The sequence below is a fragment of the Shewanella sp. 30m-14 genome (assembly GCF_052977125.1).
In genome coordinates, this window is record NZ_JBRILW010000020.1 from 73,797 (window position 1) to 97,532 (window position 23,736).

Genomic DNA, 23,736 nt, shown 5'->3' on the forward strand with positions numbered 1-23,736 from the left:
CACCTAGGGTTATTTTGGTGTTAGAAAAAAGGCCGGGAGTTCCCGGCCTTTATATTAATGAGTGCTGCGCTGACTTATGTAAGCTAAATCATTAGCAGCGCTCTCATACCATTACTCTTGCAGTCAGTCAGTTAGTTAGAGCAGCTTGCTTGTGGTAAGCGCTTAATCCACTCGTTGATGAGGGCGACACCTTCAGCGTGGGATAAGCTACGTCCAATCTCAGGCATTCTGTCACCAGGGTTATTGGTTTCCATTCTAAAGTGAAGAATTGACTCCTCAGGTTTACCTGGAACGATATCAAAACCGAGTGAACCACCGCCATAAGCAACAGGTGACTTACAGGTACCGTGGGATAGACCCGCATCATCAGCATAGGCTCTCCAATACTCGAGCTTGAGGCCGGTATTCGATGCATTACCCTCAGGGCGGTGACAATGGGCACAGTTTATATCTAAGTAGCCCTTAGCTGCATCCATGAGATCGCTATCTGATAGCTGAGCAACACTGGCTTCATCACCATCGTTATAAGCGGGCACTGTATCAATGGTCGCAATATCTGGTACACCTTGCAAAATACCTGCAGCTTGCCACTTTAATAGCTGGTTCATGCTGCCGTCACTGTAGGCGTAATCTTTATTCAGATGACGTGCTTTAGGACCAATAGGCACAAATTTAGCGGGGCTGTCAGCATCAGGTTTAAACTGATGACACTGCTTACACTGGTTCATGCTCGGTACAACATAGTCAAACTCCATGTCTGCACCGTTATGCATAACGCTCTTGCCTTGGATTGCACCAGCTTTTGCTAATACGGCATCAGATTTTTGGGCATTCCACACATAAGGTAGTGCAGTCCAACCTGTTGCACGGTTGATTAGTAGACGTGTTTCAACTAAATCTTCGTTAGTAATACCGCGTTTGCTGGTATCTGCAGGTAGCGCGAATGATTTCACTATGACAGTACCCACAGGGAAGTCCATTGATTCTGTTGCCGAGTAGTTGGCTTTCATTCCTTCAGGCACAAATACATAGCGGTACTTACTCGAATAATCGGTAAATAGCTGGGTATTCATATCGTAAGGAATACCGCCAGAGTTTGGCGCGTCGGTTGGGTTGCTCATATCAGAGAACAGATTGTAGTCAGATAGGTTCGGGCAGTTAGCCTTGAGTAGGGCATCCCAAGATGCGTTTGCCCCTTCAGCCTTACAAAGACTTAAGTCACCATCACCCTCTAAGCCACCTTCGTTTTCGCCGATGCTGCCACCGCCGCCAATGAGGTTACCGCCATCACAGCCTTCGGTTTCATCATCGACACCGCAACCAAAGATTTGGTCACCAAAGGTAACGGTATGAACAGGCAAGCTGACTTGTTGACACTTCATGATGTCGGCTTGAGTTTTCTCATACAGGAATTCAGGGCGGGCCACATCTGTGTTGTCATTTGCATATAAACGACCAAAAGAGACGTCGCCATTGTCGCTGGCACACACGTTATCACTCCCGTCGGCGGCGAATGGCAGTTCTTGTAGACCTAAATAAGCGGCGGTACCGTTGTTTGACAGTAACTCACCGAGTCCATCGTAAAGAACGCCCGGGAACTGACCGTGAGTAAACAGATAGCCTTTAATAATATCGTCAATCAGATAGCCGTTTGGCTTTTTGCCGTAACCTTCAATAACATTATCGTGAAGGTAGATATTGCGTGGCGTAGGTCGCCAGCCATCTTCGATCGGCTGACCTGGTTGACCGTAGTTAGCAACAAAGGTCGAGATATCGGGCTCTGCGATGAAGAAACTTGAGATGGTTACACCCATGGTATCGTGGTTAGTGATCTCATTGTTGAAGATCTCGACATCATCGGTAGACAGAATAATCATCCCCGTTCCCGGTGGAACGATATGTACACCTGCTGGGTTGGCTGAGGCGTTAGCAAAGTTCTTTGTATTGTTATCATAAACTTTGTTATTAAAAATTCGCACACTTGAGCCGTACCTGTGGTTACCAATGGGTAAGTCAAATACTAAAATACCACCGGTATTACCCATGGCTTCGTTATCATATACGTCGGCATACTTTGAATTTTCAATCTCAATACCAGCCACGTTTTCTTTGGCGATATTGCGACGTACAACGATATATTGTGACTGACCGACATAAATACCAGCGTCTGCACTACCACGGACATAGGTATCTTCAATAAGGATGTTTTCACACTCTACCGGGTAGAGACCGTAGGCCCCGTTGCCTTCATCTAGCTCACCTTCCCATACTGTCGCGAGGCGGCGTAAGATAATCCCATTAGTATTTTTGAGCTTAATACCATTGTTTTTGGCTTCGTTAACCGATAGATCCTGAATGATAATGTTGACCGCATTCTGAACAAAAATACCATCACCTGAGTTAGCGTTTGAGAAGTCTAGAACCGTCTCTTCCATGCCGTAACCCATAATGGTCACGTTCTTTGCATAGCTGCCGTCACCATCAACATCGCCATCAAATAGCAAGGTTGATTCGATCTCAAAGTTGCCCTTAGGCAGAACGATGACATCGCCACTTTGGGCATTAATCAGCGCTTCCTGAATACGGATAGTTAGGTTTTCACCCTCTTCTATCATGATGGCGCCATCGGGGAAGGCGGGACTCGGTTCTGGTGCAGGTGTTACGACTTCTGTCGTTTCGTCTACTACCTCATTTTCGTCATCTGATGAACAAGCCCCTAAGCTTATTGCAATAGCGCTGGCTATCAAAGTCGGCATGAGCCATGAAGGTTTCTTGTTGAGCATAGCGTCTCCAAAATTATTGTTATTATGCGACTACTAGATTGCACTGACGTACAATATAAGCAATGTGAAATGTGGACAACAATTTCACAACATGGTGTTATCAATTGGTTTTTGGGCATGGCTTAAACAAGGCCGGTGGTTTTAACTACTGAAAAATATTGTGAAGACGGTCACATTTAAACGCGCGTGTTAAAACAGCATGATTGAATGTATCGATTGATATTTTACCGAACCCTTACTGGTTTATTGGCCTCTTTCACTCAATTCATTTAGTGGCAGCTGAGCAATATGCAGCGTAGATAGAGGGCGGGAGACAGGCAAATACTGACAACATAACCAAAAAATCCCTGACATGGAACATGGCAGGGATTTTATTTAAAGCGTCAATACACTTACAGCGGATCTTAGATATCGATACCAAAACCGACGATAAACTGATAATCGTCTTGCTTAGGGATAAAGCCATTTGAGTCTGGCTGCGGATTATTGATGCGATCCCAAACAAATGACAAATCTAAGTCGAATATGCTCGTTAGCTCAATCGCTAATGTTGCAATTGCATGGTGGGTGTAGCCACCTGATTTTTCGTTGCCGTACTGAATGCGGTACAAGGTATTGAAATCGATATCACTGGTGATTTCGGTGTCATACACAGTTTCAACCACCATGGCGGCACTGCCGTCGTCAATTTTTTCGCCTGCTGCTACTTCATCAAAGCGAGTGTAAGTATATGCAGGACCGCCACTGATACTCCATTCTGTTTTAGAGTTGTCTATGATGTTGTAACCCAAACCCGAACCGACTGTGATTCGATAAGCGATGTTTGAGAAAGGGTCTTTATAGACTTCGGCAAACACAGGTCTTAAGTAGAACTGCTTTGAGATAAACCAGTCAAAGTTAGTGTTGATACGGTGGTTATTAATGCGGTTTTCACCATCAGTTTTAGAGTAGTTACCGATGTAATCTAGGTTAAATCGAGACTCGGTTGTACGGCGCATCGTTTTTGCTAGTGCGCTGTAATCGATTTGATCTGTATTTCCACTTCTAAAGTTGGCACCTAAGCTGATTTTACTCGACCAGTAATTGGCCTCAGATTGATCGCCAGCAATAATCGTCATGATCTGTGAGTTATCAAACTCCTCACCATTGATATAAGACTTACCGTTCTCTACTAATAAGTGACCCGTTTTAGTCGTAAGATCGGTAAAACCTATGCTGACGAGATTGCTACTTTGTAGCACTTTAACGTCTTCCCAGTCGATATAAACGGTATCGAGTTCATCACTTTCAAACTCTAGCTTATCGTCATAAAGGTTTTTAATTTCACCTTTAAGTAGTTCAAGAGACGTGAGCTGCAGCCAATCATATTGACTATCCACTGGTGGGTAGAGCAGCTCTGGTGTCATCGACTGCTCTTGAGCGACGGCTTGTGCTTTTAGTGTGGTATCTTCTGCAGACAAGGCAGAACTGGAGTAAACGGCGGCGAGACAACTCGCCGCTATAAGTGTATAGCGCATTTGGTATTCCATTAAAATCGTCCTGAGTTACAACTGTCCTATGGCTGACTTTATTATGTTGAGATCAGCTTTTATTAAGATACGAATTCGCGAGTCAGGTTAAATATTAAACAATTGGTGCAATGATTTAATGCAGATTATAAGGCCTGCTCAAACCATGGCAACATAAAATCGGCAATTGTTGGCTGCGCTTTTTGGTTAGGATGAATACCATCTCTTTGCATTAATGAGGAGTCGGTTACTATCAGCTCCATGAAAAATGGCATCAAGGTCAGCTCATGTTCTGTTGCGAGCTCTGTAAAAACGGTACGTATTTGTGACGCATACCTTGGTCCATAATTTGGGGGCACCATGATCTCGCTAAGCAAAATAGTGATTTGCTGCGCTTTTGCAAGCTCAATGATTTTTGTAAGATTTGTTTTCAACTGTTTTGGTGGAAAACCACGTAGTCCGTCGTTACCGCCAAGTTCAATTAATAAGACTTCAGGCTGAGCAGACTCAAGCAGAGCGGGCAGTCTACGTAGACCGCCTGCGGACGTTTCGCCGCTAACCGAGCCATTTACAATGGTGTGCTCTGGCATTTTTTCACGTAATAATTGTACCCAGCCTTCATTTTCAGGCATACCATAACTTGCACTTAGGCTATCACCTAGGATTAATATAGGGGCAGCACTCAGTGGAAAGCTGCTGAAAATCAATAATAAGACCAAACCGCCGAGCCGGCTTTTTAAGTCGAAGAAGGATTCTATGTCTGAAAATAGCGCCATAACCGTAAGTCACCTAGTTAAATCAGTTGTTACTCAAGAGGGAGAACTGACTATCCTCAACGGCATTAATATGGATGTCAAGCAGGGAGAGAGTGTGGCGATCCTTGGACCATCGGGTTCGGGTAAATCAACCTTGTTAGGACTACTCGCCGCATTAGACTCACCAACCAGTGGTTCGATACACCTCGATGGTGTGGCTTTAGAAAAACTAAATGAAGAGTCTAAAGCTGCACTACGTAAGCAAAAGGTCAGTTTCATTTTTCAATCTTTTATGTTGGTCGACACCTTAAATGCACTTGAAAATGTGATGTTGCCGGCTGAACTTGCCGGTGTGACGAAGGCTAAGGAGAAAGCCGAATCGATGCTTGAACGAGTGGGACTAAGCCATCGTTTAACTCATTTTCCGAATCAGTTATCTGGTGGTGAACAACAAAGAGTGGCGATTGCCAGGGCGTTTATCTGTGAGCCTAAGGTGTTGTTTGCCGATGAACCAACAGGGAATTTAGATTCGGCTAATAGCGATAAGATTGCTGATATGCTGTTTGAACTGAACCGTGAAAGTGACACGACCTTGGTTCTGGTGACTCATGACATGCAGCTTGCGAGTCGTTGTGAACGTCAGTTAATTATGGACTCAGGCCATTTGAGTGAAAAAGGTGTGCAACAACCGACCAAGCAAGATGTTAGTCATACCGAGGCGGGTACGGATGACGCCGAAGAGGCAAGCGCATGGAGTTAAGTTTAGCTTGGCGATTATTTAAAAGAGAGCTGTCCCAGGGGCAATTGTTGCTGATTATTCTGGCCATTACCTTGGCCGTATTGTCGGTAACAGGGCTTGCGAGCGTGAGTGAGCGCTTGCAGTTAGCCATTAACGGTCAAGCCTCAAAGTTTATTGCCGCTGATCGTATTATTGACTCTCCGGATCAAATTGATCCGACAATATTAACCTTGGCTGACGAGCTAGGTTTAGCTCGCGTAGCAAGTATGCAGTTCAACTCGATGGTGTACGCTGGCGATGCGTTTCAGTTAGTTACCGTCAGAGCGGTCGAGCAGGGATATCCATTAAAAGGGGATATCGAACTGAGCAGTGGCGCAGCTAATGGCTTACCTCTACCAAACACTATCTGGTTTGAAACCCGCTTAGGCGGCTTATTAAGTTATCCAGAGCAGATAGAACTTGGCAATGCGAACTTCACTTTATCCAATGAAATTATTCGCCTGCCTGATGCTGGCTTTAATCCGTTCGCATCATCCCCTGTGGTGTTGATGCGGATTGAGGATGTGGCTAAAACGAAGGTCATTCAACCGGGTAGTCGAGTGACTTATCGTTACCAATTTACGGGTGACTCAGGGCAATTAGCGGCATTTGAACAACAGGTAAAACCGCTGCTAAATACGAGCCAACGTTGGGTTGATGTGCAGTCTGGAGATTCTCCTATTGCCGAGGCGGTAAAGCGTGCTGAGCGTTTTTTACTGCTAGCCAGTTTGTTAGGAATTGCGCTTGCCTGCGCAGCCATCGGTATTGCAGCGCAGCGTTATTGCCAGCGCCATTATGATGTGGTGGCCATGCTAAAGACATTTGGCGCCTCAGCAAAACAAATTCGTGTTCTTTTTGGTACTCATCTATTGCTGGTTACCGCCGTCGGTGTGCTACTTGGTTTACTCGGTGGTTTTGTCTTAGATAGAGGCATTACCGCATTTTTACCGGCAGAAATTGCTGCTTATACGCCACCAATCGGCAGGCCAATTATGTTGGGGATAGGCACGGGCTTTATTAGTGCTTTTATGTTCTCGGCATATCCACTGATGCGTTTATTGGCCATTCCCCCTTTAAGAGTGCTTCAACGTCAGCTTGAAGGGTTACAGCTAGGCATGTGGTTGCATCTTTTGTTAAGTCTTAGCGCCATGGCACTGCTTGGATATTTATATTCGCAAAGTTTAGCGCTGACATTAACCGTTGTTGCTGCGGTATTGTTACTGGGGATCTTACTGAGCGTGCTGGGTTTTTTCATGATCCGCTTGGGCCACAGCGTGGGCATGAAAACGACTAACCCACTGCAATTGGCATTAGCGGGTCTTAGACGCCGTGCTAAACAAAACGCGGTGCAGCTTGTCGGCTTTAGTAGTGCGCTAGTATTACTACTGACGATTTTGGCCCTTAGGCAAGATTTATTGCAAGAGTGGCAAAAGCAGCTTCCTGAGTACTCACCTAACTATTTCTTGGTTAATATCGCACCGGAAGAGACACAAACCATTAGCGACTTCTTGGCGCCACACCTTAAGTCTGCACCGGTTATTTATCCAGTGATCCGTGGTCGGTTAACGGCGATTAATGGACAAGAGTTGATCTCCAGAGCACAAGAGCAAGATGGCGTAGAGGGTAGAGTCGGAATATCCAGAGAGTTGAACTTAACCTATAGAGAGAGTATGCCGCCCAATAATGAAATTTTAGACGGGCAGTTTAACCAAGATAAGTTCGATGTTTCAGTTGAGTCCGGGGTTGCCGAGCGTTTAGGCTTATCAATGGGGGATAGCTTAACTTACACCATAGATAACCAAGATCTTACGGTAAATGTTGCTAGCATTCGCGCCGTTCATTGGGAAACGCTGCAGCCTAATTTCTTTATGATTTTTACTAAAGAAGCGCTAGCCCCATTTGCGTATACCTCGATGTCGAGTTTTCATTTAGAGGATTCTCAGCGTGGGCTAATTCTGGATTTGATTAAGCAATTTCCGACGGTATCAATTATTGATGTGGGGGCCATGGTAAGCCAGCTAAGGCAGATTATCGACCAGGTTTCCTTATCACTCACTCTTGTATTGATATTGGTGTTACTTGCTAGTGCCTTGGTGATGATAGCTCAGACTGAAGCAGGTATGGCAACCAGACAAAGAGAGTTGGCTGTATTACGTACTTTTGGTGCATCAGGCTGGTTATTGCGCGCAGCAACGGGGCTTGAGTTTGCGCTGCTTGGCACCATAGCGGGGGTACTGGCGGTGATCGTTGCCGAGTTCACCTTATATTTATTAAAGACACAGGTGTTTGACCTTAACGTGTATATGCACTGGCCATGGTGGGGAATTGCGCCTTTATGTGGCGGCTTAGTGGTTGCGCTATTGGGTATTTGGCGTTGTAGACAATTGCTCAATAAGTCATGTGGTGAGTTACTTAAAGGGCATTAATGGCGGTCCATTGAAAAAGAGAACAGTTTCGAGATTCTCAATTCGAGCTTCTTAATTCGATAATAAAAACCCAAAAAGAAAAGGGGTAGCTTAGCTATCCCTTTTCTTTTTTGCTTTTTAACTTTTTATTGTTGTCGATTTTGATGGGGTATTATTGAGATCTAAGTAACGTTACTTAAGCAGCACCTGCTTGAGTGCGAGTTCCAGTTCTGGATATTCGAACTGGAAACCAGAGGCTAATGTGCGCTTAGGCGTAACGTATTGCCCCTCAATTAATAGGCAAGACATCTCACCGAGAGCGAATCTCAGTGCAAAGGCCGGCACAGGAATAAAGGCGGGTCGTTGTAATACGCTAGCAAGAGTTCGGGTAAAGTATTTGTTGCTCACAGGGTTAGGGGAGCTGCCGTTGTATACGCCTTTACAATCAGGGCTGTTGAGTAAGTGAAGGAACAGTTGAATAAGATCCGATTGATGGATCCAGCTCATACCTTGCTCCCCATCGGCAATGGGGCCACCAAGTCCTAATTTAAATGCGGGTAACATCTTAGCGAGTGCTCCGCCCGCACTGCCAAGAACCAGCCCAATACGGACAATGCATACTCGAGTTTGCTCACTATCTGCCGTCAATGCGCCTTCTTCCCAGCGCTGACAAACCTGGTGGGTAAATTCGGCTAAATTGGTACTGCTGGTTTGATAGTTTTCATCGACCGCGTGTTGACCTTGATTACCGTAATAACCCACAGCAGAAGCACTTATAAAAGTGTGTGGAGGCGTGGTACTTTTCGCAATCAATGAAGTTAGCTGCTCGGTGAGGGGCCATCTACTGTTGCAGATCGCGAGTTTTTGTAAGCCGCTCCAGCGCTTGGCTGCGATGGGCTCGCCTGCGAGGTTAATTACAGCATCAAATTGATCTAAGTTATTTAGCTCATCGAGCGAAATGATGTAATGATGTTTAGCGCCGAGCTTAATGGCTGAGCGCTGGGGATCACGACTAAGGATGGTTAATTGGTGTTGCGGATCGATGGCATTAACCAGTTGCGTACCGATAAACCCGCTGGCGCCAGTCATTAATATATTCATAGGCTTAAATAGATATTCTCAATTTAGGGGCTAATCATGATGATTAAGGCCATGACATTTAGTACGCCAGAGAGTGAGTGTTAGATCTATTGCTTTTGATAGCATAGCTCTAGTGACACTGAATCTGCGAAGCGTAAAGCATGTGGTTTATCAATTTCTACTTTAGCAAAGTCGACCCATGGGTGTTCACTGGCAATATCTAAGACTTGGCTAGTAAGGTTTTCCAATAAAGAAAAGCGGTTGTTTTCAACTAAAGCAATGATCTTTTTCGTAATCGTGCGATAATTCAAAGCATCATCCATATTATCGCTGTTTCTCGCTCTATCAGCACAGTAGTGAATAACTACGTTAATGGTGACATCTTGCTTATTTTGTATTTCGTCTTCCTTAATGCCAATAAAGGTACGTAATCTTAGGTTCTTAATACGGATCACGGCGATTTCTGGTTTCATAGATAACGATGTCCCTGTTGTAGTGTTATAAGAAGCAGTTTATATAACCCTATCAATATTATAGTGAATCAAGAAGGATTTTATTGTAATGACTCGATTTGAGAATCAAGGCGTGGCATTTAAGGGCTTTGCTATTTCAGCGTTTATCGTTGTTATTTTAGCAGGCATTAAAGCTGCTAGCCCGATTGTGGTGCCTTTTGTGCTATCAGTGTTTATCGCAGTGATTTGTAATCCAATGATCAGTTGGATGACACGTCACCGAACACCACGTGGCTTAGCTGTGCTGCTGCTGATGGTGTTTATTGTGTTGATGGGGCTATGGCTTGCATCGGTGGTGGGCACCTCGATTAACGAGTTTTCGAAACAACTCCCTTTTTATCGCGATCAGCTGATAGGGCATTTTTCTTGGGTAGTCGAGAAGCTCGCGTCGTTTAATATCCACATCTCCAAAGAGCAGATCTTGGCATATTTCGATCCTGGGGTCGCATTGTCGATGACGACAAATATGTTGTCTGGTGTGGGCAGTGTGATGGCTAACTTATTCCTGATTATTTTGACAGTTGTATTCATGTTATTTGAATCGAATGGTTTTTCGACCAAAATGCATTTGGCGCTGGACGATCCAGATATGCGCTTAAAGCAGGTAGACCGATTCTTACATTCAGTGAATCAATATATGGTGATTAAGACGCTAGTCAGTTTAGCGACCGGCCTTATTATTGGTGTTGGTCTTTACTTTATTGGCGTCGACTATGCTTTGCTATGGGGCGTGATAGCGTTTCTGTTTAACTACATTCCTAATATCGGTTCAATCATAGCCGCTATTCCTTCTGTACTATTGGCATTTATCCAATTAGGCCCTGGAGCGGCTGGTGGCGTGGCGTTATTGTATCTTGGTACAAATACGGTTATGGGCAATGCCGTTGAGCCTAGATATATGGGCAAGGGCTTAGGTTTATCGACCTTAGTGGTATTTTTATCATTGATCTTCTGGGGCTGGTTATTAGGCTCTGTAGGCATGTTATTGTCTGTGCCATTGACTATGATTGTAAAAATAGCTTTAGAGTCGAGCTCTGGCGGCCGCTGGCTAGCGGTGTTACTCGGTGATGATATCTCAGAGGCACAACTTCAAGAGGTAAAAGAGCCCGGATCAGCTACGTCAGAAAATGAACTGTTAGAAAGTAATCCGTTAGAGGGAGCTCAATTAGAGAGTTCAGAGTTAAAGAATAGAGAAAAGTGAGTTTGATGCAGTTATTTATTGAAGCAGTAAAGCAAGTTGAGCTGTCAGAAGATGTGAGCAGACTATTTCATGGGCGAGGAGGGCGTTTTAAAGGTTCAGAACATCTTTGTCTAGATTGGTTCTCACCTGTGTTGTTGTTAACCAGCTTTAAAGTGTTAGAAAGTGATGACTTGAGTCGCTTATGTGATGCGATAGAGCAGCGCTGGCTTGAGCTAAAAGGTGATGAACCACTGAATTTGGTGTTCCAGTATCGCCGAGGTGGAGAAACTCATACCGAGATCATTGAGGGGGAAGTCCCTGAGAAGCATATTGTCAGTGAAAATGGTGCTCATTTTCAAGTGCATCTTATGCGCGGTCAAAACCACGGCTTGTTTCTCGATATGCGTAATGGACGTCAATGGATCCGTGAACATAGCGCCCATAAAAAGGTGTTGAACCTGTTTGCTTATACCTGTGGTTTTTCAGTCGCAGCGCTGCAGGGTAAGGCTGATGAAGTCGTTAACATCGATATGAGTAAAGGTGCCCTATCTATAGGTAAACAGAACCATCTGCTAAATGATTTAAAAGCGGGGGCGCGTTTTCTTGGTCATGACATCTTTAAATCTTGGGGAAAGCTGACCAAACTCGGTCCATATGATTTGATCATTGCGGATCCGCCAAGTAATCAAAAGGGCAGCTTTGTCGCGACTAAAGACTATGCTCGCTTATTAAAGAGATTGCCAGAGCTTCTAGCCGATGACGGTGACATGTTACTTTGTTTAAATGCGCCAGAACTCAGTATTGAGTTTTTAATGGAGCAGGTTAACGAGTACAGTCCAAGCTTAGTTTTCTGTGAACAGCTTGATAACCCCGCGGTATTTGAAGATATCGATCCTAACAAAGCGCTTAAAGTGCTACGTTACCAAAAGAGTTAGTCTGTAGACTGAGATCTTAAAAGCCAAACATCATGTTTGGTTTTTTTATGCCCTAACATTAAGAGGCTCTATTTGATGATGAGAGGAGGGCACTATTTGGTAGATTTTTTCGACGTATAAAGTTGGCTGTTAAGTTCATTTTTGAATTAAAAGGTGAAAGACTTTCATGTTGATCGACAGGAACACGTGCTTTATCGGGTTATTTTGTATTTAAGCGCTGACTTTGAGTGCTATTTCTGAAAGTTTTCTGTAAGTCTCTTGGCGATGCTGTTATACTCGCGGTTAGAAACAAAGCATAATTGGCATGTTTTTAAAAAAAGGCAAAATGACACACTTTTGATGTCATGCCTTTGTACCCTACACCTTAATCAAAGATCCGGAGTTATTATGGAAGTTCAGGAATATGAAGGCGCATACTATCAACTACAAGATGAGATGTTAGAGTCTCTACCAGTTGAAATGGATGAAGAAGCGTTTTTAGATTAAGGACAATATCCTAAAGCCAGAAAATAGCTGAGCTTTAAAGATAAAATAGCAACCACTAGGTTGCTATTTTTTGTTGAGCTTGGAAGCTGGGTTTAGCCATTCACTTGGCGCTTTTCTGGCATGATTTCTACAATAATCCAGTTTCCCTGACGCTTGTGTAAACGAAGCGTACGATCATCAATCCAACTTCTTCCGCCACGTAAGCCTTTAATTTTGACGATGACAGTAACGTCATCGGTGAATTTTCTAAAGAAATCGATATCGACTTCATCTACTTCAAGCTCAACGTCTGTCATCGACAGGTTCAACATATTACGCTGCACTGAAGCTGCAATATAATAATGACTCAAGATCTCTTTAAGTGAGTCATCAACATAAAATTTGGCATTTTCCACATTTCTATCGATGTAAACCGCGCTTAAGAAGCCTATAGAGGTTAATTCTGGCGTTCTAAGGGATTGCTTGGCTGAAAGACTTGTGTCATTGCTGTGCTGCTCTGAGGGGCTACATGCTACAAGCCCTAAAATTGCTGCAAAAAGTAACGGTTTAATCATGTTATAAGTGATGAAGGATTTGCTGCAGTATTACGATTCTTTTGTATCAAGGCAAGTCATTCATAAAAGATCGCTTGAAAAGCTTGACCTAGATAAAGATCTGAGGCATATCTGTATAGATAGCTTAAACATGTTATCCACAGAATCTGTGGACAAGTATGTTGAAGACTATTTTTAACTTGTTTAAGTTGTTGATATATAGCAAGTAAAAGTGCTGGTTATTTTTTGACTCATTCCTGGTTTCCCTCTTTTTTCGCCTGCAATCTTTGTTAATAGCTAACTTAATACTTGTATTAGCGATCTCTCGATTTATTTTTATCCCTATCAAGAAGCCTTATCTATCTAGTGGATTTATTTCAGATTAACTTGACGTTATTCAATGGTAATCACTCATGATTACTCCGAACTTTCTATACAGCGTTTTCACTAAACGGATTTTCTACATACCGACTTGGTACATACAAACTCTCTATTTACTGACGTTCCTTATACTGAGAGGGTTGTCTTTAGGGATGTTGCATGAGGTCGACTGACAATAAAGTAAGTTTATTATTGAGAAGGATTTTTTTGCCATATGCGGCAGAAGCGCTCAAAGACAGGCACTGCACTCCTGAAATCGCCAATTTTTACAACTGCTTAATAGACTTTGTGGCGGAAGAGGGTAATCGCTTAGAACCTAGAAATAGAGGAGGCTAGCGTTAAATCGGCATATCGATAGATACAAAAAAGCCTGCTGATGCAGGCTTTTTAATGGCTTGATTAGATAGGCTAATTAAGCTTGTTCGTTTTGTGCCGCTTGAATTGCTGTTAGTGCAATCGTGTAAACGATATCGTCAACTAATGCGCCGCGAGATAGATCGTTCACTGGCTTACGCATACCTTGAAGCATTGGGCCAATAGAGATCAAATCAGCACTACGTTGTACCGCTTTGTAAGTTGTATTACCCGTGTTTAGATCTGGGAATACAAATACTGTTGCTTGGCCTGCTACAGGGCTGTTAGGCGCTTTAGAGCGAGCAACGTTTGGCATAACAGCTGCATCGTACTGAAGAGGACCGTCGATGATAAGATCTGGGCGCTTCTCTTTTGCAATACGGGTCGCTTCACGTACTTTATCGACATCAGAGCCAGTGCCTGAACTACCTGTTGAGTAACTGATCATCGCAACGCGTGGCTCGATACCAAATGCAATTGCAGATTCTGCAGATTGAATTGCGATATCAGCTAATTGCTCAGCACTTGGATCTGGGTTAATTGCACAGTCACCGTAGATGTAAACTTGATCAGGCATTAGCATGAAGAAGATAGAAGACACTAGGCTTGAACCTGGTGCAGTCTTAATTAACTGTAGTGGTGGACGAATTGTGTTAGCTGTAGTGTTAACCGCACCCGATACGATACCGTCTACTTCGCCTTGAGCAAGCATCATAGTACCTAGTACCATGTTGTCTTCTAATTGCTCTTTAGCAACAACTTCAGTTAGACCTTTACCACGACGTAGCTCTAGCATAGCTTCAACGTAGCGACCACGAGATGCTTCAGGATCAACGATTTCTACGCCATCACCTAATACAACGCCTTGCTGAGTAGCAATACGTTCAATTTCTTCGCGGTTACCTAAAAGAACACAACGAGCGATACCACGTTCAGCACAGATAGCTGCAGCTTCGATGGTTCTTGGCTCATCACCTTCTGGTAGCACAACAGTCTTACGCGCAGCTCGAGCAAGTTCAGTTAGCTTGTAACGGAATGCTGGTGGCGATAAACGGTGCTCACGTGGAGAGTTTTTAGTGATGCTCTCAACCCAGTTTTGGTCGATATGGCTAGCAACGTACTCTTGAACTTGTTCAATACGTACCGCGTCATCTACAGGCACTTCATGATCAAAACGCTGAATGTTTAGCGCAGTTTGCCATGTGTTAGTATCGATTAAGAATACTGGTAAGCCAGTTTCAAAAGCTTGCTCACAAAGTTCCATGATCTGTGGTTCAGGCTCATAACCGCCTGTTAGCAACAAGGCGCCGACTTTTACGCCGTTCATTGATGCAAGACAAGCTGAAACGATAACGTCTGAGCGGTCGCCTGAAGTCACTAATAGTGAATCAGTTTTAATATGAGAAACCATATTAGGGATGCTGCGTGCACAGAAAGTCACTTTGCGCATACGGCGAGTGTTCATCTCACCAGCGTTGATGATTTTAGCGCTCAAGTGCTTAGCAAGATCTGATGCACGTGGTGCAACAAGATCTAAGTTGTAAGGCACGCTACCTAAAATACGTAGTGGGCTCTTACCTGGCAGTTGGAACATGCTCGCTGCATCTGGGCGTTGCAGTTCGTCGTGATCAAATACTTCTGATAGATCTGGACGTGCACGGCCTTCGTCATCAACCGGTGCGCCAATCTTGTTGACGATAGCACCGATTAAACGTTTGTTTTCGCTACCACCCCAAGAGTTGTGTGAAATCTCTAGGCGGTTCATTAATGCTGTTGCACTTTCGTTACCTGGAGTGGCAACAAAAATGATATCAGCATCAAGTGCTTTAGCGATTGCATGGTTAACATCGCTAGAGAAAGGGTGATTACGAGTTTGGACTAAACCTTCAACGATCAACGTTTCAGTATCATCAGCGCATTCTGTTGCACGAGCAATGATCTGCTCCATCAACACGTCAGTTTGGTCTGCACGAATTAGTTTTTCTGCATGCTCCATCTCGAATGGCTCGAGTGGATTAACGGTTGGAGACTTGCTCAAAATAGTCGTTGAGCGCTCTGGACCATTGTCGTTTGGACGTTGCTGGGCGATTGGTTTGAAAAAGCGTACTTTAACGCCATGGCGTTCAAGTGCACGAACCATACCTAGGCTGATGGAAGTTAAACCAACGCCTGTACCCACTGGAATGAGCATAATGTTACGAGACATATTGACCTCTTGAAACTCGGTGATGCCATACAAGGTATGGCTAAAATCTATACAGCGCTAACAGCAGCTAATACGAGGTATTAGCTGCATTTTGTTGCTTAAATTACTTGATTAGTTCGATTGCGTCTTGCGCAATAACCCACTCTTCATTAGTTGGGATAACCATAGCAACTGTACCTTCGTCGGTAGTGATCTTGCCACCATTACCAAAACGTGCAGCAGCGTTACGCTCTTTATCAACGTTGAAGTTGAAAATCGCTAGAGAGTTAAGTACTTTCTCACGGATTAGGTCAGAGTTTTCACCGATACCGCCAGTGAATACTACAGCGTCTAGACGCTCTAGTGGCACAGTGTAAGAAGCGATGTACTTAGCTAGACGGTAGCAGAAGATTTCTAGTGCTAGCGTTGCGCCTTTATGACCACTTTCGAAACCTTCTTCGATGCCGCGGCAATCGTTAGTTAACTCAGAAATACCGAGTAGACCACTTTGCTTGTTCAGTACAGATTCAACTTCATCTAGCGTGTAACCAAGACGGTTAACTAGGTGGAAGATAACTGAAGGATCAACGTCACCACAACGTGTACCCATTACCAAACCTTCTAGTGGAGTTAGACCCATAGAAGTATCAACACTCTTACCGCCTTTAATAGCAGTAACAGACGCGCCGTTACCTAAGTGAGCACAAATGATGTTTGTGTCAGCTTCATCTTTACCTAGTGCAGCAGCAGCTTCGCGGCTGATGAATAGGTGGCTTGTACCGTGCATGCCATAGCGACGGATAGCATTTTCGCGGTATAGCTTGTATGGAAGCGCGTAGATGTATGCTTTTTCTGGCATAGTTTGGTGGAACGCAGTATCGAACACAGCTACTTGTGGTAGTTGTGGGAAAGATGCTTGCGCTGCACGAATACCGATTAGGTGAGCAGGGTTGTGAAGTGGTGCTAAAGTTGCACAATCTTCAATACCGTGAATCACAGAATCGTCAATAATGACTGAGTGAGTGAACTTCTCACCACCGTGAACAACGCGGTGACCAATTGCTTGGATCTCTGCAGCGATTTCTGGGTGAGCACCTAGAATGTCTTTAACAATGTATTCAACAGCTTCTCTGTGAGCAGTGAAAGCACCTAGGCTCGCTTCACTTTTCTGGCCGTTAACTTTCCATTTGATTCTTGAATCTTCAAGACCAAAACACTCAGCTAGACCTGAAATTTGGTCATCGCCAGAAAGCGCATCAATTACTGCAAACTTTAGAGATGAACTACCGCAGTTAAGCACCAATACCAGTTTGTTTGACATGTTTAAACCTTTCGCAATAAAGGGTGAAGCCGTTTGACTCACCTAATAACAAAACTTCATATGGCAACTATAGCCGAAGTCGTAAAGTATGCTCTTTAAAAGAGCAAAATTGTGTCTTACTCTGCGCTAGCCCTTGGGGCAGGCCGAGTGTTTATGCTAAAGTTAGGCTGTTAATTTTATTTATAGGTGCCATCGTTGAGCATTCAAGTTCTCAAAACATTGGGCGAAGGTCGTCGTTATATGAAAACCTGGCCTATGGTTCGACAACTCAGTTTTTACTTTCCTGAGTATCGCGTTATGCAAGCGACTAAACTTGCATTGCCTTTAATGCCTGTGTTGGCTATTTTGGCGGCAGCGAGTCAGCTGTATCTTCATGGTTGGGGCTATCTGCCCCAGGCCATAACCATCGCATTATTCTTTATCAGCTTGCCTATTCAAGGCTTACTCTGGTTAGGCTGGCGTTCTCGCCACCCTTTACCCTTATCTCTGCTTGACTGGGGTAACCAGCTATCGACTAAATTATTGCAAATGGGCGTTAATTGTCGACCACTTGGCGCTAAAGCCTGTTACTTCGATATGGCGTTAATACTAAAAGCGGCTTTTGAACGCTTAGATGCCAGTTATTGGGAAGAACTTTAGTTTAGCGCTGAGGATTAAGCGCGGTTAATAAACTGCGTTTATTCCCATATCGGTAAAGACTTTCTTAATCTGTTCCATGGTTTCGGTGCTTGGCGGAGAAATAGTATTAAGTTCATATTTCTCTCCCATGGCTTCCCATTTATGTTTGCCTAGCTCGTGGTAAGGGAGTAACTCGACCTTTTCCACGTTAGTCATAGGCTTAATAAATTCAGCTAACGCTTGAGCTGATGGGATATCGTCGGTATAGCCACCAACAACCACATAGCGAATCCATGTTGTTTGCCCACGCTTATGCAAATATTCTGCAAACTGCAGCGTGCGCTGGTTGCTGACATTGGTCAGAGCGATATGCTGTGCATCATCAATCTGCTTAATATCTAGCATCACTAAATCTGTATTATCGAGAAGTTCATCGATAATGGGGGTGTGTTTACGAACGAAGCCATTAGTATCAAGACAGGTATGAATACCTTCTTTTTTACAGGCTTTGAAAAGTTCAGCAACAAAATCAGCTTGTAAAATCGCTTCTCCGCCGCTTGCGGTCACACCACCGCCACTGGCTTCAAGAAAAGGTCGATAACTAATGATTTGACTCATTAAGTCATCGACTTTCATTTCTTTACCACCGTGTAAGTCCCAAGTGTCGCGGTTATGGCAGTATAGGCAGCGCATTAAGCAGCCTTGCATAAAGGTGATAAACCGAATGCCTGGGCCATCTACTGTTCCAAAAGATTCGATAGAATGAATCCGACCGATAACTGCCATTGATACTCCTGTTAGGCTGACGTGTGCTTTGCACAACATCAGCCGAATCGACACTTAAATTAACTTACAGACCTTTAGTAAAGGTACGGGTAATAACGTCTTGCTGTTGCTCTGGTGTTAGTGAGTTAAAGCGTACTGCATAACCAGAAACACGAATTGTCAGCTGTGGGTACTTGTCTGGGTTAACCACGGCATCTTCAAGCATTTCGCGGTTCATTACGTTAACGTTTAAGTGTTGACCACCTTCACGGCTATCGTTATGTGCGAAGTAACCATCCATAAGCGCTGCAAGGTTAGTCTTACGTGCATCATCATCTTTACCTAACGCGTTAGGAACGATAGAGAATGTGTAAGAAATACCGTCTTGTGCGTGAGCAAATGGTAGTTTAGCAACTGATGTTAAAGAAGCAATTGCGCCTTTCTCATCACGACCGTGCATTGGGTTAGCACCTGGAGCGAATGGTGCGCCAGAACGACGACCGTCAGGTGTGTTACCTGTCTTCTTACCATAAACCACGTTAGAGGTAATAGTTAAGATAGACTGTGTTGGGATCGCGTTACGGTACATCTTCATGTTACGGATCTTCGCCATGAAGCGCTCAACCAATTCAGTTGCGATATCATCAACACGTGGGTCGTTGTTACCGAACTTTGGATAGTCGCCTTCGATGTCGAAATCAACAGCAATGCCATTTTCATCACGGATTGGCTTAACTGTTGCGTACTTAATCGCAGCAAGTGAGTCAGCAGTGATAGAAAGACCTGCGATACCACACGCCATAGTACGACGTACGTCACGGTCATGAAGCGCCATTAGAGCAGCTTCATAAGAGTACTTGTCGTGCATGAAGTGGATAGCGTTAAGTGCAGACACATACTGTGTAGCAAGCCAGTCCATCATAGTGTCTAAACGACCCATAACGTCATCATAGTTCAGTACTTCGTCTGTGATTGGAGCAGACTTAGGACCGATTTGAGCGTTAAGTTTTTCGTCAACACCACCGTTAATAGCGTAAAGCATCGTCTTGGCAAGGTTGGCACGCGCGCCGAAGAACTGCATGTGCTTACCAACAACCATTGGGCTAACACAACAAGCGATAGCGTAATCGTCAGATTCGAAATCTGGACGCATTAGGTCATCGTTTTCGTACTGGATAGAGCTAGTATCGATAGATACTTTAGCCGCGTACTTCTTGAAGTTTAGTGGTAACTGCTCAGACCATAGAACCGTGATGTTTGGCTCTGGGCTAGGACCCATGTTGTATAGAGTGTGCAAGAAACGGAAGCTTGACTTAGTAACAAGTGTACGACCGTCAAGACCCATACCCGCGATAGACTCTGTTGCCCAGATTGGGTCGCCAGAGAATAACTCATCGTATTCTGGAGTACGTAGGAAACGAACCATACGTAGCTTCATTACGAAATGGTCAACCATTTCTTGAGCTTCTTGCTCAGTCAATGTGCCATTCTTAAGATCGCGTTCGATGAACACATCTAGGAAGCTAGAAGTACGACCTAAAGACATAGCCGCGCCGTTCTGGCTCTTAACTGCAGCTAGGTAGCCGAAGTAAGTCCACTGGATAGCTTCTTTAGCGTTAGTCGCAGGTAGAGAGATGTCGAAGCCGTAGCTTGCTGCCATCTTCTTCATTTGACCTAGTGCTTTGTGCTGTTCTGCAATTTCTTCACGAAGTTGCATAGTGTAAGACAAGTCTACGCCAGTTTCGAAATCAGACTGTAGAGATCCGAATTGAGCAAACTTGTCTGCCATTAGGAAATCAATACCGTATAGTGCGATACGACGGTAATCACCAATGATACGGCCACGGCCATATGCATCTGGTAAACCAGTCAATACGCCAGACTTACGACAACGCATGATTTCTGGAGTGTAGATGTCAAACACACCTTGGTTGTGTGTCTTACGTAGTTCTGAGTATACGTACTTAACGTCAGCATCTAGTTCGCGGCCGTATGCAGCACAAGAACTTTCAACCATACGAATACCACCGTTAGGCAACATAGCACGCTTTAGTGGCGCTTCAGTTTGCAGACCAACGATAGTTTCTAGATCTTTAGTAATGTAACCGGCTTCGTGAGAAGTGATTGTTGATACACGTGAAGTATCAAAATCAACAGGTGCGTGAGTGCGGTTCTCTTCCTTAATGCCAACCATAACTTTGTCCCAAAGTTCGGTTGTTGCTTCAGTAGCACCAGCTAGGAAAGACTCATCGCCTTCATAAGGAGTGTAGTTAGCTTGAATAAAGTCACGCACATTGACTTCAGTTTTCCAATCGCCAGCGGTGAAACCTTCCCACGCGGTTGCAAACTGTTCAGTTTTATCGGTCATCGTACTATTACCTTCTGTTTTAGATAAAGGTTATTGGGTATCGATAAGGCTCAAAAACGAGGCGTGCGATACACCAATAGCTAAGTCTTAAACGCCCCAAAAGGCTGGAAGCCTAATTTAACTTGGCGCGTTTTCGAAGTGAATTCACTTCATTGTAATCTGTATTGGTTAACCATCTTTCGTTCCCCAGTATATATTCTGACTGAAGATGTGGAATTGGTAAGACCAATTAACCATGAATATATTAGCATAACCTAGGATGCGCTGCACTTAAATCAGCTTCCAATTGCTTGAGAAATGCAAAAACTGTTACCAAGGTAGCACTTTTTGCGCGAACGAGGTTTTAACGCCCGATCTTATTTGCTTGAGTTTAAAACTGGTCTGATTTTCGCAAGTGATTTTTCGTCTAGTGTAAAGTCACCTAACACTAGCCATTAAAAAATCGAACGGCGATAAATCTCATTAGATTAAAGGCCATATAGATGCCTTATTATGTGACGGCGGTATGAATTATAGATGAAATAAACGCCAAGTTAAGGCTGTTAACAATGTGATAGTCATTATCTGAAGCGGCAAAGCGTTGAGTGTATTTCTAAGCTTAATAGTGGTGCGCGCACGAAAGATTGCATGGATTGCATATAATAAACATTTGTTTCTAAGGCTTAACCACAAGGTTTTTGAAGGCGTTAATGGTTTCGCTTTGCGGTGTCAAAGCGAGGTCGTCTGGTGTTTTTGACCTCTATGGTAAGGGCTGAGTAGATTAATATCTTGCTATTGTTGCTACATTATCAGTCTTCTGTATCGGCTAAAAAATAGCTCTGCTAGCACGAGTGGTTTATTGGGTTAGTGTAAATCAATCTAAATCTAACTCTGGCTGTTGCATTCTATTTTGGCTATGGAACCAAAATATAGGAGCTAAGCTATTACAAAAAATGGAGATCAAGCGTTGTGCCTACGGCCTCGTTATTTTACGTTACCCTATGCAGATAAGTGAGCAAGATAAAGTCATTAGATTGTTGTGTAACTGGAACGGTTTGGCTGCGTGGTAGATAGAGGTTAGTACTGTTCACTGAGCGCTGAACACTGCTTTTTAGTTTGTTAACTTTGAGAGCCAGTACAATAAAATAGACAGAGTTAGATCTAGATTAAACTATGATTATATTTCCCTATATTAGTAAGGCGTTTTTAATGCCTTTAGTTTGCAGCTATGTTATCTTACCAAACTTAAAATGCAATTGGTCAGACCAATTTACCTTTCGGGTTTATCTATTAACTGATTGTCATTGATTTTACACAAGTTATTTCTAGGCTTATTTTATAGTACGTGATTGATGATTACGGGTGTTGTGGAGAAAGTTTATGCGATTTGTATGCAGTTTTGACAAAGTTAGTGGCTTTAGGTGGGCACAATGACAGTTAATAATCAGCAAAGTCAAAGTGTTCAGGTAGAAGGTTCACTTCAAACGTCTAATGCTAACCCTGCGGCTAAGGTGAGTCTTACTCAACAAGCAGCCCTCTACGGTGCAGATAAAGTAACCAAATCTAAATGGCAATCTTTTGGCCTAGCGATATTTGCAGGTGCATTTATTGCTTTAGCGTTTGTTTTTTACATTACTGTTACTACAGGTAGCGACGGTTCTTGGGGGCTAACGCGTTTCGTTGGCGGACTCGCTTTCAGTTTAGGTTTAATCCTTGTTGTGGTTTGCGGGGGAGAACTGTTTACCAGTACCGTGCTAAGTAGCGTGGCGTGGGCTCAAAAACGTGTGGGTCATATCGCATTGCTGAAGTGTTGGGCTAGAGTTTATGCTGGTAACTTTGTTGGCGCTATGCTCATGGTGTTACTGATCACTCTGGCTGGTATGTATCAGCTTGATGGTGGTCGTTGGGGCTTGAGTGCACTGAACATTGCACAGCACAAATTACACCACACCTGGACCCAAGCTTTTGTATTGGGCATTTTGTGTAATATTATGGTGTGTCTTGGGGTGTGGATGACATTCGCTACTAAAGATGTACTGACAAAAGTTGTACTCATTATGTTACCCGTTGCTATGTTCGTAAGCAGTGGTTTCGAGCATAGCATTGCCAATATGTTTATGGTTCCGTTAGGGATTGCAATTCAACAGTTGGCCGATCCTGCTTGGTTTGAAGCGTTGAATATCAGCCGTGAGCAGTTTGCTGATTTGACCGTAATGAATTTTGTTCTAAATAACCTTATCCCTGTCACCTTAGGTAACATTGTTGGTGGTGGTGTGTTTATAGGTTTAGGCTATTGGATGATAGAGAATGGCGCTAATCGTTATTCTGCTCAAGACAATCCACAGCAGATTGCGCCAAAGACGAACGCTGACAATTAAGCGAGTAGGCTAATAGCCGCATTCGAAAACAAGCAGTTCATTTTTATGAGCTGCTTTTTTTTACCCATCAAATAGTTTATGGCATGCTTAATACCAATCTAAGTAAAAATATGATCTAATTGCATTCATCGTATTCTCTTCATTTGTGGTTATGGATAACTTTAAAAATACTGACTTTACAGCTCTAGCTCGTGAGCAAAAATCTATCCAAATGAAGATGCGCCTACTTGCACTGGCTCATTTTCAGGATGGAAAATCTCGAACTCAAATTGCACTATTTTTAAAAGTGAGCAGAACCAGCGTCAATAAGTGGGTACATGCCTATTTAGAAGAAGGGCTCGCGGGGCTGCAAGAAAAACCGCGTACAGGAAGACCTGCATTTCTCAGCACAGAACAGCAAGCTCAACTCGCTGACTATATAGAGAAAAGAGC

17 protein-coding genes are annotated in these 23,736 nt (G+C 43.7%); 7 read left to right on the forward strand and 10 right to left on the reverse strand.

What is annotated here, in order from left to right; genetic code table 11:
* Positions 1-131 precede the first annotated feature (131 nt).
* The 3 genes from ACVBIU_RS14880 to ACVBIU_RS14890 all read right to left on the reverse strand — a co-directional run bounded on the left by ACVBIU_RS14880 (position 132) and on the right by ACVBIU_RS14890 (position 5,067).
* Entirely contained in the window at positions 132-2,783 is a 2,652-nt protein-coding gene (locus tag ACVBIU_RS14880; protein ID WP_447161728.1) for a parallel beta-helix domain-containing protein, read from the reverse strand.
* Between the two features lie 404 nt (positions 2,784-3,187).
* Entirely contained in the window at positions 3,188-4,300 is a 1,113-nt protein-coding gene (locus ACVBIU_RS14885) for a DUF481 domain-containing protein (RefSeq protein WP_447161727.1), read from the reverse strand.
* A gap of 137 nt (positions 4,301-4,437) precedes the next feature.
* Positions 4,438-5,067 carry an arylesterase gene (locus ACVBIU_RS14890; protein ID WP_447164149.1) on the reverse strand — a complete coding sequence of 210 codons (630 nt, stop codon included), beginning with the start codon at positions 5,065-5,067 and terminating at the stop codon, positions 4,438-4,440.
* On the opposite strand from ACVBIU_RS14890, the gene ACVBIU_RS14895 reads away from it, so the two are divergent.
* Together ACVBIU_RS14895 and ACVBIU_RS14900 are read left to right on the forward strand one after the other, a co-directional pair.
* Positions 5,048-5,806 (forward strand): ABC transporter ATP-binding protein, encoded by a 759-nt coding sequence (locus tag ACVBIU_RS14895; RefSeq protein WP_447161725.1) that lies wholly within the window; start codon positions 5,048-5,050, stop codon positions 5,804-5,806. The two genes, ACVBIU_RS14890 and ACVBIU_RS14895, sit on opposite strands and share 20 nt — an antisense overlap.
* Positions 5,797-8,250: an ABC transporter permease gene (locus ACVBIU_RS14900; RefSeq protein ID WP_447164150.1), complete on the forward strand. Its 2,454-nt coding sequence runs from the start codon at positions 5,797-5,799 to the stop codon at positions 8,248-8,250. Before ACVBIU_RS14895 ends, ACVBIU_RS14900 begins: the two co-directional genes overlap by 10 nt.
* 171 nt (positions 8,251-8,421) lie before the next feature.
* On the opposite strand, the gene ACVBIU_RS14905 is transcribed toward ACVBIU_RS14900, so the two are convergent.
* Both ACVBIU_RS14905 and folX read right to left on the reverse strand, forming a co-directional pair.
* The gene (locus ACVBIU_RS14905) at positions 8,422-9,330 is read right to left on the reverse strand and encodes a TIGR01777 family oxidoreductase (RefSeq protein ID WP_447164151.1); all 909 of its coding nucleotides are present in this window, start codon (positions 9,328-9,330) and stop codon (positions 8,422-8,424) included.
* Between the two features lie 86 nt (positions 9,331-9,416).
* Positions 9,417-9,782, reverse strand: coding sequence for a dihydroneopterin triphosphate 2'-epimerase (folX, locus tag ACVBIU_RS14910; protein WP_447161722.1), 366 nt, complete (start codon positions 9,780-9,782; stop codon positions 9,417-9,419).
* Positions 9,783-9,870: 88 nt separating this feature from the next.
* Here folX and ACVBIU_RS14915 point away from each other — a divergent pair, with 88 nt between their 5' ends.
* The gene (locus ACVBIU_RS14915) at positions 9,871-11,022 is read left to right on the forward strand and encodes an AI-2E family transporter (protein ID WP_447161721.1); all 1,152 of its coding nucleotides are present in this window, start codon (positions 9,871-9,873) and stop codon (positions 11,020-11,022) included.
* 5 nt (positions 11,023-11,027) lie between these two features.
* Entirely contained in the window at positions 11,028-11,936 is a 909-nt protein-coding gene (locus ACVBIU_RS14920; RefSeq protein WP_447164152.1) for a class I SAM-dependent methyltransferase, read from the forward strand.
* Between the two features lie 578 nt (positions 11,937-12,514).
* Here ACVBIU_RS14920 and ACVBIU_RS14925 read toward each other — a convergent pair.
* The 3 genes from ACVBIU_RS14925 to ackA form a co-directional block, all read right to left on the reverse strand.
* A complete protein-coding gene (locus ACVBIU_RS14925) occupies positions 12,515-12,973 on the reverse strand; it encodes a hypothetical protein (protein ID WP_447161733.1) in 459 nt (152 codons plus the stop codon).
* Positions 12,974-13,748: 775 nt separating this feature from the next.
* Positions 13,749-15,896, reverse strand: coding sequence for a phosphate acetyltransferase (gene pta / locus ACVBIU_RS14930; RefSeq protein ID WP_447164153.1), 2,148 nt, complete (start codon positions 15,894-15,896; stop codon positions 13,749-13,751).
* 103 nt (positions 15,897-15,999) lie between these two features.
* Positions 16,000-17,196 carry an acetate kinase gene (gene ackA, locus ACVBIU_RS14935; RefSeq protein ID WP_447161718.1) on the reverse strand — a complete coding sequence of 399 codons (1,197 nt, stop codon included), beginning with the start codon at positions 17,194-17,196 and terminating at the stop codon, positions 16,000-16,002.
* A gap of 195 nt (positions 17,197-17,391) precedes the next feature.
* Here ackA and yfbV point away from each other — a divergent pair, with 195 nt between their 5' ends.
* Entirely contained in the window at positions 17,392-17,835 is a 444-nt protein-coding gene (gene yfbV / locus ACVBIU_RS14940; protein WP_447161717.1) for a terminus macrodomain insulation protein YfbV, read from the forward strand.
* Positions 17,836-17,859: 24 nt separating this feature from the next.
* On the opposite strand, the gene pflA is transcribed toward yfbV, so the two are convergent.
* Positions 17,860-18,600, reverse strand: a complete 741-nt coding sequence (gene pflA, locus ACVBIU_RS14945) for a pyruvate formate lyase 1-activating protein (protein WP_447161716.1) — start codon at positions 18,598-18,600, stop codon at positions 17,860-17,862.
* A 64-nt stretch (positions 18,601-18,664) separates the two neighbouring features.
* Positions 18,665-20,947, reverse strand: a complete 2,283-nt coding sequence (pflB, locus tag ACVBIU_RS14950; RefSeq protein ID WP_447161715.1) for a formate C-acetyltransferase — start codon at positions 20,945-20,947, stop codon at positions 18,665-18,667.
* Between the two features lie 1,409 nt (positions 20,948-22,356).
* Between pflB and focA the strand changes: the two genes are divergently transcribed.
* Complete coding sequence (focA, locus tag ACVBIU_RS14955) at positions 22,357-23,304, forward strand: formate transporter FocA (protein ID WP_447161714.1); 948 nt, start codon at positions 22,357-22,359, stop codon at positions 23,302-23,304.
* 151 nt (positions 23,305-23,455) lie between these two features.
* The coding region (locus ACVBIU_RS14960; protein WP_447164154.1) for a helix-turn-helix domain-containing protein at positions 23,456-23,736 on the forward strand (281 nt) is incomplete at its 3' end.